11 protein-coding genes and 1 pseudogene are annotated in these 13,649 nt (G+C 38.6%); 11 read left to right on the top strand and 1 reads right to left on the bottom strand.

Annotated features, from left to right (window positions below; genetic code table 11):
* From H6A34_RS15665 to H6A34_RS10675, 10 genes and pseudogenes are all read left to right on the top strand, one after another.
* Positions 1 to 108: pseudogene (locus H6A34_RS15665) on the top strand (transposase); the annotation flags it as partial.
* A gap of 372 nt (positions 109 to 480) precedes the next feature.
* Positions 481 to 1,068: a sugar transferase gene (locus tag H6A34_RS10715; protein WP_205105511.1), complete on the top strand. Its 588-nt coding sequence runs from the start codon at positions 481 to 483 to the stop codon at positions 1,066 to 1,068.
* Between the two features lie 59 nt (positions 1,069 to 1,127).
* Positions 1,128 to 3,734: an SLBB domain-containing protein gene (locus H6A34_RS10710; RefSeq protein WP_239480848.1), complete on the top strand. Its 2,607-nt coding sequence runs from the start codon at positions 1,128 to 1,130 to the stop codon at positions 3,732 to 3,734.
* Positions 3,735 to 3,792: 58 nt separating this feature from the next.
* Positions 3,793 to 4,857: a Wzz/FepE/Etk N-terminal domain-containing protein gene (locus H6A34_RS10705; RefSeq protein ID WP_205105508.1), complete on the top strand. Its 1,065-nt coding sequence runs from the start codon at positions 3,793 to 3,795 to the stop codon at positions 4,855 to 4,857.
* A 21-nt stretch (positions 4,858 to 4,878) separates the two neighbouring features.
* Entirely contained in the window at positions 4,879 to 6,897 is a 2,019-nt protein-coding gene (locus tag H6A34_RS10700; protein ID WP_205105507.1) for an O-antigen polymerase, read from the top strand.
* A gap of 3 nt (positions 6,898 to 6,900) precedes the next feature.
* Positions 6,901 to 8,238 carry a lipopolysaccharide biosynthesis protein gene (locus tag H6A34_RS10695; protein ID WP_205105506.1) on the top strand — a complete coding sequence of 446 codons (1,338 nt, stop codon included), beginning with the start codon at positions 6,901 to 6,903 and terminating at the stop codon, positions 8,236 to 8,238.
* Entirely contained in the window at positions 8,235 to 9,086 is an 852-nt protein-coding gene (locus H6A34_RS15660) for a glycosyltransferase family protein (protein WP_239480847.1), read from the top strand. Before H6A34_RS10695 ends, H6A34_RS15660 begins: the two co-directional genes overlap by 4 nt.
* A 3-nt stretch (positions 9,087 to 9,089) precedes the next feature.
* Positions 9,090 to 10,001: a glycosyltransferase family protein gene (locus tag H6A34_RS10685; protein ID WP_205105505.1), complete on the top strand. Its 912-nt coding sequence runs from the start codon at positions 9,090 to 9,092 to the stop codon at positions 9,999 to 10,001.
* A 55-nt stretch (positions 10,002 to 10,056) separates the two neighbouring features.
* Positions 10,057 to 10,722, top strand: a complete 666-nt coding sequence (locus H6A34_RS10680) for a haloacid dehalogenase-like hydrolase (RefSeq protein ID WP_205105504.1) — start codon at positions 10,057 to 10,059, stop codon at positions 10,720 to 10,722.
* Entirely contained in the window at positions 10,692 to 11,504 is an 813-nt protein-coding gene (locus H6A34_RS10675) for a hypothetical protein (protein ID WP_205105503.1), read from the top strand. The genes H6A34_RS10680 and H6A34_RS10675 overlap by 31 nt, the downstream gene beginning before the upstream one ends.
* 38 nt (positions 11,505 to 11,542) lie before the next feature.
* Here H6A34_RS10675 and H6A34_RS10670 read toward each other — a convergent pair whose 3' ends face one another.
* Positions 11,543 to 12,370 (bottom strand): glycosyltransferase, encoded by an 828-nt coding sequence (locus H6A34_RS10670; RefSeq protein WP_205105502.1) that lies wholly within the window; start codon positions 12,368 to 12,370, stop codon positions 11,543 to 11,545.
* An 860-nt stretch (positions 12,371 to 13,230) separates the two neighbouring features.
* Here H6A34_RS10670 and H6A34_RS10665 point away from each other — a divergent pair.
* The coding region (locus H6A34_RS10665; protein WP_275955209.1) for a transposase at positions 13,231 to 13,649 on the top strand (419 nt) is incomplete at its 3' end.

Raw genomic sequence — 13,649 nt, 5'->3', positions numbered from 1 at the left:
AAAATTAAAGTCCTTAAAAGGAATGCTTACGGATTCAGGGACGATGATTATTTTAAGCTAAGACTCTTTGCGCTTCACGATTCGTCCATCCAACTGAACTGCGGATGAACCTGAAAGGTGGTCTTTCGGAATGTAAAAGGCCGTTAATTGGAACATAAAATGCGGTCTTTCGCAGTCTAATATGTGGCTTGTAGTAACGTGTTGTGTTTCAATGCATTATGACAGTGGCTGCTTGTGTGCCCGCTAAAGCTTGATTTTGACGCTTCGACGGCTGCCGCGAGCGGATAGTGCGGGGAGTCTGTAATGAAAATAGTGGTGGTAAAAACGATTGTATTAAAATAAAATGTGCTATCTTTGCAACAATTTCGGATTTTTCATGTTATATATATTGATGGTATAATAACGGAAAAAGGCTGAAGAATAAAAGTGGACAGTTTGTATAGTTACGGTAGGGCTGATGTTGTGCGGGGGCACGACGCTATGGGTGCCATGCAAAGGGGAGTGAAGCGAGCGCTTGACTTTGTGGCCGCGCTTGTAGGCCTGATTGTACTCTCGCCGGCGTACCTTGTAATCTATATAATGCTTAAAAGGCAGGGCAACGGTCCGGTGATATTCTCCCAAGAGCGGATTGGATATGGCGGAAAGCCGTTTACGATATACAAGTTCAGGACGTTGAGCGGCCGTGAGACCGAGCCGAGGCTTGTGGCAAGATGTGACGAAAGCAACTCCACCAGGACGGAGCGGTATCTGCGTGAACACCATCTTGACGAGCTGCCGCAGTTGTGGAACGTGCTCAGGGGTGACATGTCGTTCGTGGGGCCGCGCCCTGAGCGAAAGTTCTTCATTGATAAAATCACGGCCGTAGCTCCAGAGTATGAGCTTATATATAAGATGAGGCCAGGGCTTACGTCGGAAGCAACGTTGTACAACGGATATACGGACACGATGGAAAAGATGTTGACAAGGCTTAGGATGGATGTCTGTTATCTTGAACGCAGGTCATTGTGGCTCGATTTCCGTATAATAATCCGCACGGTGGCGAGCATGCTCAGAGGCAAGAAATTTTAGACGCAGCCTAGGCTTGGGCCAGAAAGTTTATAATTAATGGAATAATGTATTTTTATAATATGTATATAAGAAAATTCTTCATATTGGTTTTCATTGTGTTGTTGCTGCCGGTGTGTGCCGTAGCGCAATCTACGATGACTGACGAACAAGTGCTTGAATTCGTTGTGGAAGAGAATTCTTCCGGTACGTCCCAGTCGCAGATTGTGACAAAACTTATGCAGCGGGGCGTTGACATATCGCAGATTCGGCGTGTCAGGCAGAAATATGAGCGTATGGCCAATAACCAAGGCTTGGGCACAGTAAACTCGAATTCAAGCGCAACGGGCAACCGCATGCGTACCAATAACGGCAAGACCACTACCGGCAACCGTATGACAGGCGACTCCAAGCAGACGGTAACTCGTGCTACGGAAAAAGACATCCTGCCATCGTACAGACTGTCTGACGGACGTGAGAACGTGAACGAGGGCGTGTATGACGAGAGCAATGAGGACTGGCTGATGATGCGTGACGAACTGAACAACTTTATACCTGACACGGCTGCCATCGTTGAGAAGTATTTTGCCGACAAGGACAAGAAAGAGACAAAGGTGTTCGGCCGTGACATATTCAATAATAAAGACCTTACGTTCGAGCCGGACATGAACATCGCTACGCCACGGAATTACCGCCTCGGTCCTGGCGACGCTGTGTTTATAGACATTTATGGCGCTTCTCAGAAAACAATTGAGGGAACTGTGTCTCCAGACGGAACCGTGACGATTGAAGGCTACGGCCCGGTGCAGGTAGGAGGCTTGACCGTGGATGAGGCTAACGCAAGGCTGCGTTCCACTATCGGCTCGCGCTACAGTAGTTCGAAAATAAGACTGACCGTAGGCCAGACACGCACCATAATGGTAAACGTTATGGGTGAGGTCAATAACCCCGGAACATATACCCTGCCGGCGTTTGCCACAGTGTTCCATGCGCTTTATATGGCAGGAGGCACCAATGACCTCGGTACTTTGCGTAATATAAAAGTTTACCGTAACAACCGCTTGGTGTCAACCGTCGACATTTACGACTATATCCTTAATGGTAAGCTGACGGGTAATGTCCGCCTTACCGATAACGACGTTATTTCCGTAGGCCCGTATGATTGCCTGGTTAATATTACGGGAAAGGTAAAACGCCCGATGTTCTATGAAATGAAGAAGAACGAGAGCGTGGCAACGTTGCTCAAGTATGCCGGCGGATTTACGGGCGACGCATACAAGAAATCTGTAAGGTTGGTGCGTAAGACTGGCCGCGAATATTCCGTCTATAATGTGGACGAGTTTGACATGAGCGCGTTCCAGCTGGCTGATGCCGACTCCGTAAGCGTAGATTCCATCCTGGCGCGCTTCTCCAACATGGTTGAAATTAAGGGCGCCGTGTTCCGTCCCGGAATGTACCAGGTTGGCGGGAATATCACGAGCGTGCGCTCGCTGATAGAGCATGCCGACGGACTGAAGGAAGAAGCCTTTACCGCCCGTGCCGTAATGCACCGTATGAAGCCTGACCGTACGCTTGAAGTTATACCTGTTGACGTGGAAGGCATACTTGCCGGTACCGTGGCCGACGTGCCAATACAAAATAACGACGTGCTTTTCATTCCCACAAAGCAGGAAATGATGGAGGAACAGACTATAACCATACACGGTGAAGTGAATTATCCCGGTGTCTACAAATATGCTGATAACGAGACTCTTGAGGACTTTGTATTGCAGGCCGGAGGTCTTAAGCAGACGGCTTCTACTGTCAAGGTGGATGTATCGCGCCGTCTTGTCAACCCAAAAGCATTGACAACCGACTCGATAATAGCCCGCACATATACTTTCGCTCTTAAGGACGGATTCGTAATCGACGGCGAACCGGGCTTTAAGCTAATGCCGTTTGATGAGGTATACGTCCGCAAGAGCCCAGGTTTCTACAAACAGCAGAATGTAATTGTGGACGGTGAGGTGATGTTCAGCGGGACCTATACGTTATCTAAAAAGAATCAGCGCCTTAGCGACCTGATTAAAAGCGCAGGAGGCGTGAACGACCGTGCCTACGTTCCTGGTGCCCGGTTGGAGCGCAAACTTAACGATGCCGAGCGCAAGCGTATGGAGACCGTTTTGGAGATGGCAAGGGAACAGGCTCGGCAACTTCAAGTAGAGGCCGCCGCTCAGAACAAACAGATAGACCTGCAAAGTTCTGCAGCGTTGGAAAAATATGAAATACCTGAAACCTATTCGGTTGGTATTGAGCTTGACAAGGCTCTTGCCAACCCGGGTAGTGACGCAGACATTGTTCTGCGTGAAGGAGACCGTCTCGTTGTTCCTCAATATTCGGCTACGGTAAAAATCAATGGCGAGGTGATGTATCCCAACACCGTAGGTTTCCAGAAAGGTAAAAAGGTTAAATATTATATCAATCAAGCCGGCGGATTTAGTACCAAGGCAAAGAAAAGCCAGACATTCATCGTCTACATGAACGGCATGATAGGCAAGGTTAGCGAAGGCGCCAAGCCAAGGCCCGGCTGCGAGATATTCGTGCCACAGAAGAAAGTCAACACCATGTCTGTAGCCGAAAAACTGTCAATCGGAACATCTGCCGCCTCGATTGCAACTATGATTGCAACGTTGGCAAATTTGTTTAAGTAAGGGTGATATGAGTGTGTCATAATATTCTCTTTAAAATAAGGATTATAGGAAATAAAATATGGAGGATGACAAGAAAAAAGTCATAAATATAAATATCTTGAAAGTTGTCAACTTATTGAGACAAGATAAAGTAAAGATAGTGATTTATGTCGGTATTGCAGCTGTCATAGGACTCGTTGTGGCGTTTACAACACCAAAAAAATATGAGAGCACTGTGGTTTTGGCACCAGAAGAATCAGGGGCTGGTTTTTCTGGAAGTATATCTTCTTTGGCTTCAATGGTTGGTATGAATATGAAGATTGGACAAACTGGAGATGCTCTTTATCCGGAAATCTACCCAGACTTAGTTTCTTCAACAGATTTTATTGTTGGGCTTTTTCCTGTTAAGGTGACAACTAAAAAACATGATATAAGTTGTGACTATTATACATATTTGACAAAACATAATAAACCTGCATTGACGGATTATCCCTTTATAGGATTAAAAAAGTTTATAGAGTCATTTGGTTCAAAGGATAAACGAGAAGGCTCAGTGAAAAGATTTAAAACCCCGCTATGGTTGACAAAAGATGAAGATGCTATAGCTAAGACTATTTTACATAATATTAAATGTTTGGTTGACAAAAAAACAAATGTTATAACGATTACAGTAACAGATCAAGATCCATTGGTTGCTGCACTTATGGCAGATTCTGTGAAAAGTCATTTGCAAGTGGCGATAACAGATTATAGGACAAAAAAAGCACGTGTGGATTTGGATTATATGCAAAAACTTTTTGATGATGCGCGCCGACAATATGACAAGGCTCGTCAAGTTTATGCGTCTTATGCAGACGCTAATCAAGATGTTTTGCTCCAGTCTTATAAGATGAAGGAAGAAGACTTGGAAAACGATATGCAGTTAAAATATAATATATATCAGCAGGTAGTAGAACAGCTGCAACTGGCAAATGCAAAAGTACAGGAACGTACTCCTGCATTTACAGTCATTCAAAGTGCTACAGTCCCGCTAAAACATAGTAGCCGTTCAAAACTCGCTACTCTTATAACTTGGATGTTTTTAGCCTTTGTGTTGCGTACTGGCTTTGTCTTGTGGAAAAATCGTAAGGTCTTCATAATGTGATTTAAATTTTGATAGATTAAAATGATTGAACCGCGCAAACACCCTTATCTGATAGCTTCAGTAACGGCCATAATTCTTGCTGTGACTGTATGGCTTATTATGCCTAAGGAGTATGCTGCGCAGATAAAAATTTCTGATGAATATAAAGAGGCTGATTTGGCTGTTGGATTAAATAATATAAGCGCAAAGATGCGTGAAATGATGGGAGCGGCCAATCAAGGAATCAATGACATAGAGGTGTATTGCAAAGTATTGAAGACTAATGATTTTGCTAAGGAAATATCGCAAATAAAACTTCCATGCCATAAAAAGACTTATGGTCAATATCTTGTAAATGTAGATACAGTGGAAGCAGTGAAAAAAAATATTGAATACAATATTTCTACGAAAGAGCAAACGTTAACGATACAGTTTGTTGATAAAGACCCTTTAGTTGCAACTCTTATGCTTGACAGTGTGGTTAGTCGTTTGCAAAATTTTGTGACCAAAAAGCGTAAGGAAGTATTTAAAGCACAACTGGCAAATGTAGACAGAGAACGTAAAATCGCAGCAGGAAGATACCGAGCAGCTTGGCATAAATATGCTATATATGCAGATACCCATAATGAAGAAGTTACAGAGGAAGGACGTCTTTATAAGAATATGCTTGAACGTAATGTGAAAGAAACGTTCAATTCTTATGTGTCTGCAGCAGAACAATATTTTAGGTACCAAGCACTTGTAAAAAGAGTTTATGCTTCATTTTCTGTCATAAAAGCAAATGAAGTGCCTTTGCGTCCAATAAATTATCTGTCTAGGTATGTGATAATTTTTGTTTTTATAGCTTTAGTGTCGGTAAAATGTTTTTTTCTCGTAAGAACATTTAGAAAGGGAAAAAGAACATTAGATTATGGAAATGTATTTTCGCCTTGGTTTTTGTCTATCATTGTGTGGCTTGTCCTTGGTGTTGCGATTATTTTGTTTGGTAGTGAGATGGATGCGGTACCAAATGTTTTTTATAAATGTATTTTTGTTTGGTTGACTATTTTTCTTATGTCATCATTCTTGACTTACAATCTGCTTCCTGCAAAATCGAGTATATATGAAAGCGGAATTAACGTAAATATTTTTTTATTTAATTTCTTTTTCATTCTTGCTATAGTTCTTACGCCATTGTATGTTTATCAGATATACAAACTTGTAACAATGTTTGATGCGAAAGACCTTGTGGCGAATTTAAGATTGTTGGCTATAGAGGGGGAGGATCGTGGCATTTTAAATTATACTATGGTAATAAATCAATCATTACTTTTAGTTGCTCTTTGGAGTTATCCTAAAATCCCCTTGTGGAAAGTTTTTAGCACAATCATATGTTGTTTTATTTTTGCTGTGGCAAATATGGAAAAACTGACATTTTTCCTTATATTTATAACTGTTGTATACGTCCTTTTTGAAAGAAAATTAATTAAAGTACGTACAATCGCCATATTCTGCTTTGTGCTATTTTTTATTTTTTATGTGTTTACTGTTTCACGTACAAGCAGTGATGCAAGCCCAAGTGACAGTATGTCGATAATTGATTTCTTAGGCATATATTTTACATCACCTCCAATAGCGTTTGGGCATTTAAGGCCAACTATATCACAATATTTATGTCCAAATAGCCTTTGGACAATTTATTCATATATGGGAAGATTTATAAACGGTGTGACTGTAGAGCATGATGCTTTTAGTGAGTTTGTTTTTGTTCCAGTTCCGACAAATGTATATACCATAATGAAGCCTTTTTATCAGGACGGAGGAGTTTTTGGTGTTGCTTTTTTTGCTCTTTTGTATGGTATTGGAACGGGCTTGGTTTACAGGTATGCGAGAAACGGTCAGCCATTTTCAAAATGTTTGTATTCATATTTTGTTTTTGTTTTGGCATTGCAATTTTTTGATGAAATTATTTTTGTCTCAATTCCGTTGTTTATTCAAAGAATGACCTTGATTGCATTGATGTGCTATACTTGTATTAAATTCACTTTTAAAAAAGGGGATGCTTGCGCATCACAGAGTTGATTTATGGAAGGATTTTTCAAATATAAGAATAAACGTTCAAGTTTGTTGATAAAAAATGTCTTAGCTTCTTTTTTTTTGAAGGGTTGGTCAGCGTTAGTGTCACTTATAATGATACCTCTTACCTTGCAATGTTTAGGTGCGTATAAGAATGGTGTATGGTTGACAGTAAGTAGTTTGTTGATATGGATTGATCAAATGGATATTGGGCTTGGCAACGGTCTGCGAAATAAACTTGCGGCATATATGGTGTATGATGAACAAGAAAAAGCACGACAGGCAGTTAGTTCTACGATGGCGATGTTGATTTGTATAGTCGTACCGCTTGCAGCTATTCTTCTTGCGCTCATATGGAATGGCAATGTATATTCTTTTTTTAATGTTTCAGAACATATAATACCAGATTTGCGCACGGCATTGTCTGCGGCTGTAATTATAGTTTGTTTAACTTTTGTATTTAAGTTTGTTGGGAATGTTTATATGGGAATGCAACTTCCTGCTGTTAGCAATTTGCTTATTACAGCAGGGCAAACATTAGCTTTAGCGGCTACGTTTATGCTGTTTGTAATAGGAAAGGCTTCTTTTTTCAGTATAGTTGTGGCTAATACGTTGGCAATTTTAATAGTTTATCTTACTGCATATCCATTTACATTTTGGAAAAAATTTCCATTCATGCGTCCGCGTCTTTATTCTGTAAATCTAAGCTCTGCTTACAATATGGGTAAGGTCGGGATTAAGTTTTTTTTGATTCAAATAGCAGGCGTTCTGCAATTTATGTCGGTTAACATTCTTATTTCCAAGTTCTTTTCACCTGAAATGGTTACACCTTATCAAGTCGCATATAGATACACAAGCTTAATGCTTGTAATTTTTTCTGTAATATGTATGCCTTTTTGGAATGCTACGACCGATGCTTATGAACGTGGAGATATTGATTGGATAAGAAAGGCAAGCAACCGAATGAATCAGATTGTTATTATTGTCGGTGGTTGTTTGGTTGTGATGGTTGCTGTTTCACCGTGGGTTTATGGTATATGGGTAGGTGAAAAATGTGAGGTGCCATTAAGTATGACTGCCATTGTTGCTTTTTACGTATTCCTGCTAGTCGCAAGCACACGTTATTCGTTCTTCTTAAATGGCATTGGGGCATTACGTTTGCAACTTTATATGACGGTTTCAGCAGTATTGTTTATACCGTTGGCATGGCTGATAAGTGAATTGACGCATGATATTTTGTGGCTCTTTGTTGTAATGTGTTTTTGCAATATTCCTGGCCTAGTAGTAAATATCATACAGTTTAATAAAATTATTAATGGTACGGCTAAAGGATTTTGGAGAATATGAGCGAAAAATATAAAATGCTTGGAGTGGTGGTTGTGTATAAGCCGGATACGGATGTGGTTGAGAGTATTAAAGGATACGTACCATATATAGATAAACTTATAATTTGGGATAATTCACCGTTAGAGCTGAATTTACATAATGTAATAATGGAACGGTTGCATCCCATGGAAAATAAAATACTATGGCATGGTACGGGAAAGAACCTGTTTATAGCACCAGCGATAAATTTTGCATGGAATTATGCAAAAAAAAATAGGTATGATTATATTTTGACAATGGATCAAGACAGCCATTGGCATGATTTTGCAAAATATAGGCGACTCATTGAAGAAAACACTGGGCAGAACCAGCCTTGTGTATATACTCCTTACATATATGGATGTGACAAATGGAAGATAAGGGATAAAAAACAGAAACGACAAATTTTCATTAATTCTGGTACTGTTTATCCTGTTGATATACTTACGGCAATAGGCGGTGTAGATGAAATGTTCCCTTTGGACGCCCTCGATCACGATACGTCGATAAGGGTTAGAGAGGCTGGATATGAAATCATTTGTTTAACAGAATGTGTATTACAGCATACGATGGGAAAGCCGACAAAGGCAAGATTGTTACCGGTAAAAGCAAATAATTACAGTGTAAAAAGAACATATGAGATAACACGTAGTCATGTATTGAATCTTAGAAAACACAAAGAATGGTTGCCTTTTTCATACAAGGCTAAAATTGTAAAAGACCTGATAATAATGCGTTTTCTACGTATTTTATTGTTGGAAAATAATAAAATTGACAAAGTGAAAATGTTAATAAAAGGCCTTAAATCGGGTATGACTACAAAAATGTAATTTATGGTAGGAGAAATGCAGTTTGATAAAATCGGCATAATTATAGTGATGTTTGCGCCCAAAAACGGAGACATTGAAAATGTCAAAATAATTGCAGAATATTACAAAGGTGTGATTGTAGATAATTCGAGAACAAGGAATTTTGATGCGGACAATGTTGGGATGATGAAATATGTTTTCTTAGGTGAAAATACTGGTATTGCTAACGCCCAAAATGTCGGTTTGCGATATTTAGGTATGTTAGAAGAGTTAAATTATGTACTTTTCTTTGACCAAGATAGTAGGGTCGGCAAAGAATATCCTTTGTCAATGGTTACAGAGTATGAGAAAATAAAGAAACGTGTTACTAATCTTGGGTTGTTAGGCCCGACTGTGGTTGAAATAGGCACACAACAAGAATATAATTCAATATTCCACACATATCAAGTTTCAGATGATGGATTTGAGAAACGGCGTGATATTATTTCTTCAGGAAGCATTGTGGAATGTTGCGTGATTAAGGATGTTGGCTATATGTTATCTACATTGTTTATAGATTTCGTTGATTATGAATGGTGTTGGCGCGCAGAGGCAAAAGGGTATGTGGTTGGTATAACGAGGAATGTTTGTATAAATCATAAAGTTGGAGTGTCAGATATGAATATATGGCGTTACAAAGTACAAATATGGTCTCCGTTCAGATATTTTTATCAATTTCGTAATCATCTGTGGCTTTGTGCATTGCCATACGTTCCTTTTCAATGGAAAGTGGCTGTAAGTATTAAACATTTGATTAGGCTTCTTTATTTTCCGTTATTTGTCCCAAATGGCTGGAAATGTTGGAAAAATATGTTGCGAGGCGTATTTGCTTTCCAAAAGCATCATAAAGATTTTAAAGAAGAAGTTAAATATTATTATAAATATAAAAAGAATTGAAGAATGATTGATTTTAAAATTATTTATATTTTTGTACTGCTTAAAAGCAAAGACAATGGAAGATAGAGCTTTTCTTATAGATATTTGTGGTACAATGTTTAGGTCAAACACTACATTTGACTTCATAAAGTATTACTATGGCTCAAACTGGCTCGTAAAATTCTGGTTTTCGTTACCATACCGCATATATAATCGTTTGATGTTCCGTTTTTTTAAAAAAGAGCCATTAAGGCATAATCTTATAAAAAAACTTCGTGGTAAAACGTGCGAACAGTTGACGTTGATGGCGAAAGATTTTTGTAAGAATTTTCTATTTGCAAAGGAAAATGTACAAATTATAAATATAATAAATAAGAAACGAGCAGAATGTTGCAGACTTGTTATTGCATCTGCTACGCTTGATGTCATAGCTAATGCCGTTGCAGCCTACTATAATATACCGGAATATTTTTCAACAACATTGGAATATGACTCAAATGGGGTTTGTACAGGGCATATTAGCAAAGATTTATTATCATGTAAGAAAGCAATGTTAAAAGCCGCAGGCGTTGTTCCGCCTTATGCCGGAGTTTTGACAGACAATTTTTCTGATTGTGATATTATATGTGAATCGTCTGAAGCGTATCTTGTTACATACAAGATGAAAAAAAACAAGTGGGCTGAAATGGCCTTAATAAACAAGTTTAAGTCATGCAGAGTTGTAGAGTTTATAGAAGTGTGATGCTATTTTTTATACCTATGTTATATTCCTTTAAAACTCGATATAAAGGGAAAGTTGGTATTTCGGCATGGGGCGTAAAATATCTTTTACCGGTATTTTTTATAAGTTTTGGATTGCATGGATTCTCTTTAATACGTTTTGTTTTGGGGTTGTTGTTTTTGTATGGTTTATATGAAATAGGTTACATACAAAATGATTGCGAAACGATAAAAAAAGAAGAAAACCCTACGATGCGAATAAGCTCTTATGAATTGGACTTTTATGAAAAGCATAAAGTTCTTATTTATGTTGTAAGGTTTTTGGAATTTATTGTATGGTGGGGTTTGCTTTATGTTTCCAGAACACCGATTTTAATGTTGCTGTGCGGCTTTATGACACTTCCATTGTTCTTTTTATATAATTGGATACGTAATGGCTTTTGCCTTGTTGTCCATCTTTTACTTATGTTATTTCGGTATTCTGTGCCAGTGTTTTTTTCAATAAATTATTTCAGTCTAAAGGTTCTTTTGTTCATATTGGTCATTTATCCACTGACATTATTTATAGAAAGGAGTGTTAAGGGGAAATTCGATTATCGTAATGCTTTTTTTTCCAAATATCTTATGCGTGAATATGCTGACCGCTATAAATTTCGAGTTAAATATTATACTGTGCTTTTTGTTATTACAGTAGCGCTTGCATATTTTTCAATATTTTCATATATTTTTTTAATACCTGTTGGCATACTTTTGTTTACAAGTATTTTAAATGCTCAAAATGATAAATTGCATTATGATAAGTAATTAAATGAAGATGTACTAACAATTTGTATTTGAGACTTTCAATGTTTCCTAATCGTCTTATAAATTAATTTCCTTATCGGATACGGTAATATTCTTGTAGAAAACCGTATGGCAATGTTTTCTATCATCACATGCAAAGAGATAAAACCTAATTTGTAAATATTGTGTTGTATGATTATTTCATCTTTGGCATATTTCCATCCGCCGCGGCGCTTTATTGTTTCTGGTGAATAACGGAACCATAGTAGAGATTTGTTAATATTGTAAAATTGGGAACCATTCATTAACATTCTGATCCATAAGAAATAATCTTCCGGGAAATATTGTTCTAAGTATCCGCCGACTGCCATAACGGCGTTTTTTCTATACATTACGGTAGGGTGGTTTACAGGGCAACGACGTTTTGCGTATTCATAAATTTCCTTGTGCTGTTGCGGAACTCTCCTTTCCGCAATAATGTTGTCTTTGGTTGAGATAAATTCTTCAATCCAAGAACCTACGATGTCGCATTCAGGGTGATGTGCTAAATAATTGTATTCTTCTTCAAAACGTTCCGGTTTGGCTATATCGTCCGTATCCATTCTGGCGATTATGTCGTAAGAACATAATTTAATGCCGTCGTTGAGGCATTTACCTAAACCACGGTTTTTTTCAAATGGAATAACATGCAATTCTTTGTGTTTTTTTTCGAATTGACATATTACTGAATTTAGTTCGTCTGTTACGGGGCCGTCTTTTATGAGAATAACCTCTTTTGCCGTTAAGGTTTGGTTGAAAACACTCATCAGGCTGTCTCGTAAATACTCGGGATTTTCTTTATTGTAGACAGACATTAAAACGGAAAAATCGGCACTGTGTTTTTGCATAAATATTTTCTGTTTTTTTATTTTGTAACGTATGCAATTGCATTTTATTGTTTATCTTGTAGTTTGACTATGTTTTATATGCAATTATTGTCGATCACCTTGTTCTTGTTTGTAAGCGTAATAATCTGTTTGATTTTTATCTGTCATCTGTCATTTTTAGTTGTAACTTGTTGGCTATAAGTGTTATAGAGGTTGAATATGCAGGATTTTATCTTTCAGTTTTTAAGGTGTTTTATGTTAGTATGATAAGTGTCGTTGTAAGAGATGAGAAATGTTTGGGTTACATTTTTGCAATGTGTAAGACGGTCGATTTTGATGTGGTTTATGGCTTTTTGTGTCGCAAAAGGTTGTCAATTGTGCGTTAAAAGATGACCTTTTACAATGTAAGTGACGGTAAAATATTTTTAAGGAAATACCTTCATACAGTCACAAACGTACAACCTGCTAGAGATAAGCGAGTTGTGGTGTGGCTGATATCGTTTACTATTGTGTTGTTGGTAAGAAGTCTCAAAGACTATGGCTTTGAATGCCCAATAAGTCGCTTTGTAGAAACTCCCCACGGCTCTTCGTTTTTCTATGGTTTCGCACTGATGATTTGCATTTTCGTAGTGCTCACCATGTCTCACGATTATTGCCGAGGAGTTGCGTCTTGCTAAATGCTGATTTCCCAGCTGAGTGACGGCCTTGCTTACATCCTGATTCTCCAAAAGTTCCTCATGAATTTCGCGAGTCTTTTCGTTGATTTTCGTAAGTTAACGTGAGTTCGGTATAAGAAAACGATTGAAAAAGTTGTGGGAATGAGATATTTTTAGTACCTTTATAGTTGATAATCAATAAGTTACATAAAAATATTCATTCCCATGACTGATGCAAATATAATAGAAATTTTCTGTATTCTCGATGAATTCTGCAAATATTTTGCTTCCGAACTGAAAAAACACACGCTGGACATCTGCGGCAAACGTCGCCGCAACCGCCCGTGCCTCATGTCCAACAGCGAGGTGATGACCATTCTCGTACTGTTCCATATCTTGCGCCACCGAGACCTCAAGTCTTTCTACCTCGGTTATGTATGTAACCACATGCGCAAGGAGTTTCCACACCGCCTGTCGTACAACCGCTTCGTAGAACGCCAGGCTAAGGTAGGACTCCATCTTTTGCTGTTCCTGCAGACATGTGCGTTGGGTAAATGTACTGGAATATCCATTATCGACTCCACACCGTTGAAGTCATGCAATATAAAGCGTGCGCACAGCCACAGGACGATGAAGGGATGGGC

The sequence above is a fragment of the Marseilla massiliensis genome (assembly GCF_016899855.1).
GTDB lineage: Bacteria > Bacteroidota > Bacteroidia > Bacteroidales > Bacteroidaceae > Prevotella.
The sequence above is the reverse complement of the archived record's forward strand: the minus strand, read 5'-3'. Positions and strand labels throughout refer to the sequence as shown.

What these genes read in the sequence shown, in the direction of transcription:
- H6A34_RS10685 (WP_205105505.1), top strand. Translation starts at nt 9,090, where the DNA reads ATGGTAGGAGAAATGCAGTTTGATAAAATCGGCATAATTATAGTGATG.
- H6A34_RS10705 (WP_205105508.1), top strand. Translation starts at nt 3,793, where the DNA reads ATGGAGGATGACAAGAAAAAAGTCATAAATATAAATATCTTGAAAGTT.
- H6A34_RS10710 (WP_239480848.1), top strand. Translation starts at nt 1,128, where the DNA reads ATGTATATAAGAAAATTCTTCATATTGGTTTTCATTGTGTTGTTGCTG.
- H6A34_RS10670 (WP_205105502.1), bottom strand. Translation starts at nt 12,370, where the DNA reads ATGCAAAAACACAGTGCCGATTTTTCCGTTTTAATGTCTGTCTACAAT.
- H6A34_RS10695 (WP_205105506.1), top strand. Translation starts at nt 6,901, where the DNA reads ATGGAAGGATTTTTCAAATATAAGAATAAACGTTCAAGTTTGTTGATA.
- H6A34_RS10680 (WP_205105504.1), top strand. Translation starts at nt 10,057, where the DNA reads ATGGAAGATAGAGCTTTTCTTATAGATATTTGTGGTACAATGTTTAGG.
- H6A34_RS10715 (WP_205105511.1), top strand. Translation starts at nt 481, where the DNA reads ATGGGTGCCATGCAAAGGGGAGTGAAGCGAGCGCTTGACTTTGTGGCC.
- H6A34_RS10675 (WP_205105503.1), top strand. Translation starts at nt 10,692, where the DNA reads ATGCAGAGTTGTAGAGTTTATAGAAGTGTGATGCTATTTTTTATACCT.
- H6A34_RS15660 (WP_239480847.1), top strand. Translation starts at nt 8,235, where the DNA reads ATGAGCGAAAAATATAAAATGCTTGGAGTGGTGGTTGTGTATAAGCCG.
- H6A34_RS10700 (WP_205105507.1), top strand. Translation starts at nt 4,879, where the DNA reads ATGATTGAACCGCGCAAACACCCTTATCTGATAGCTTCAGTAACGGCC.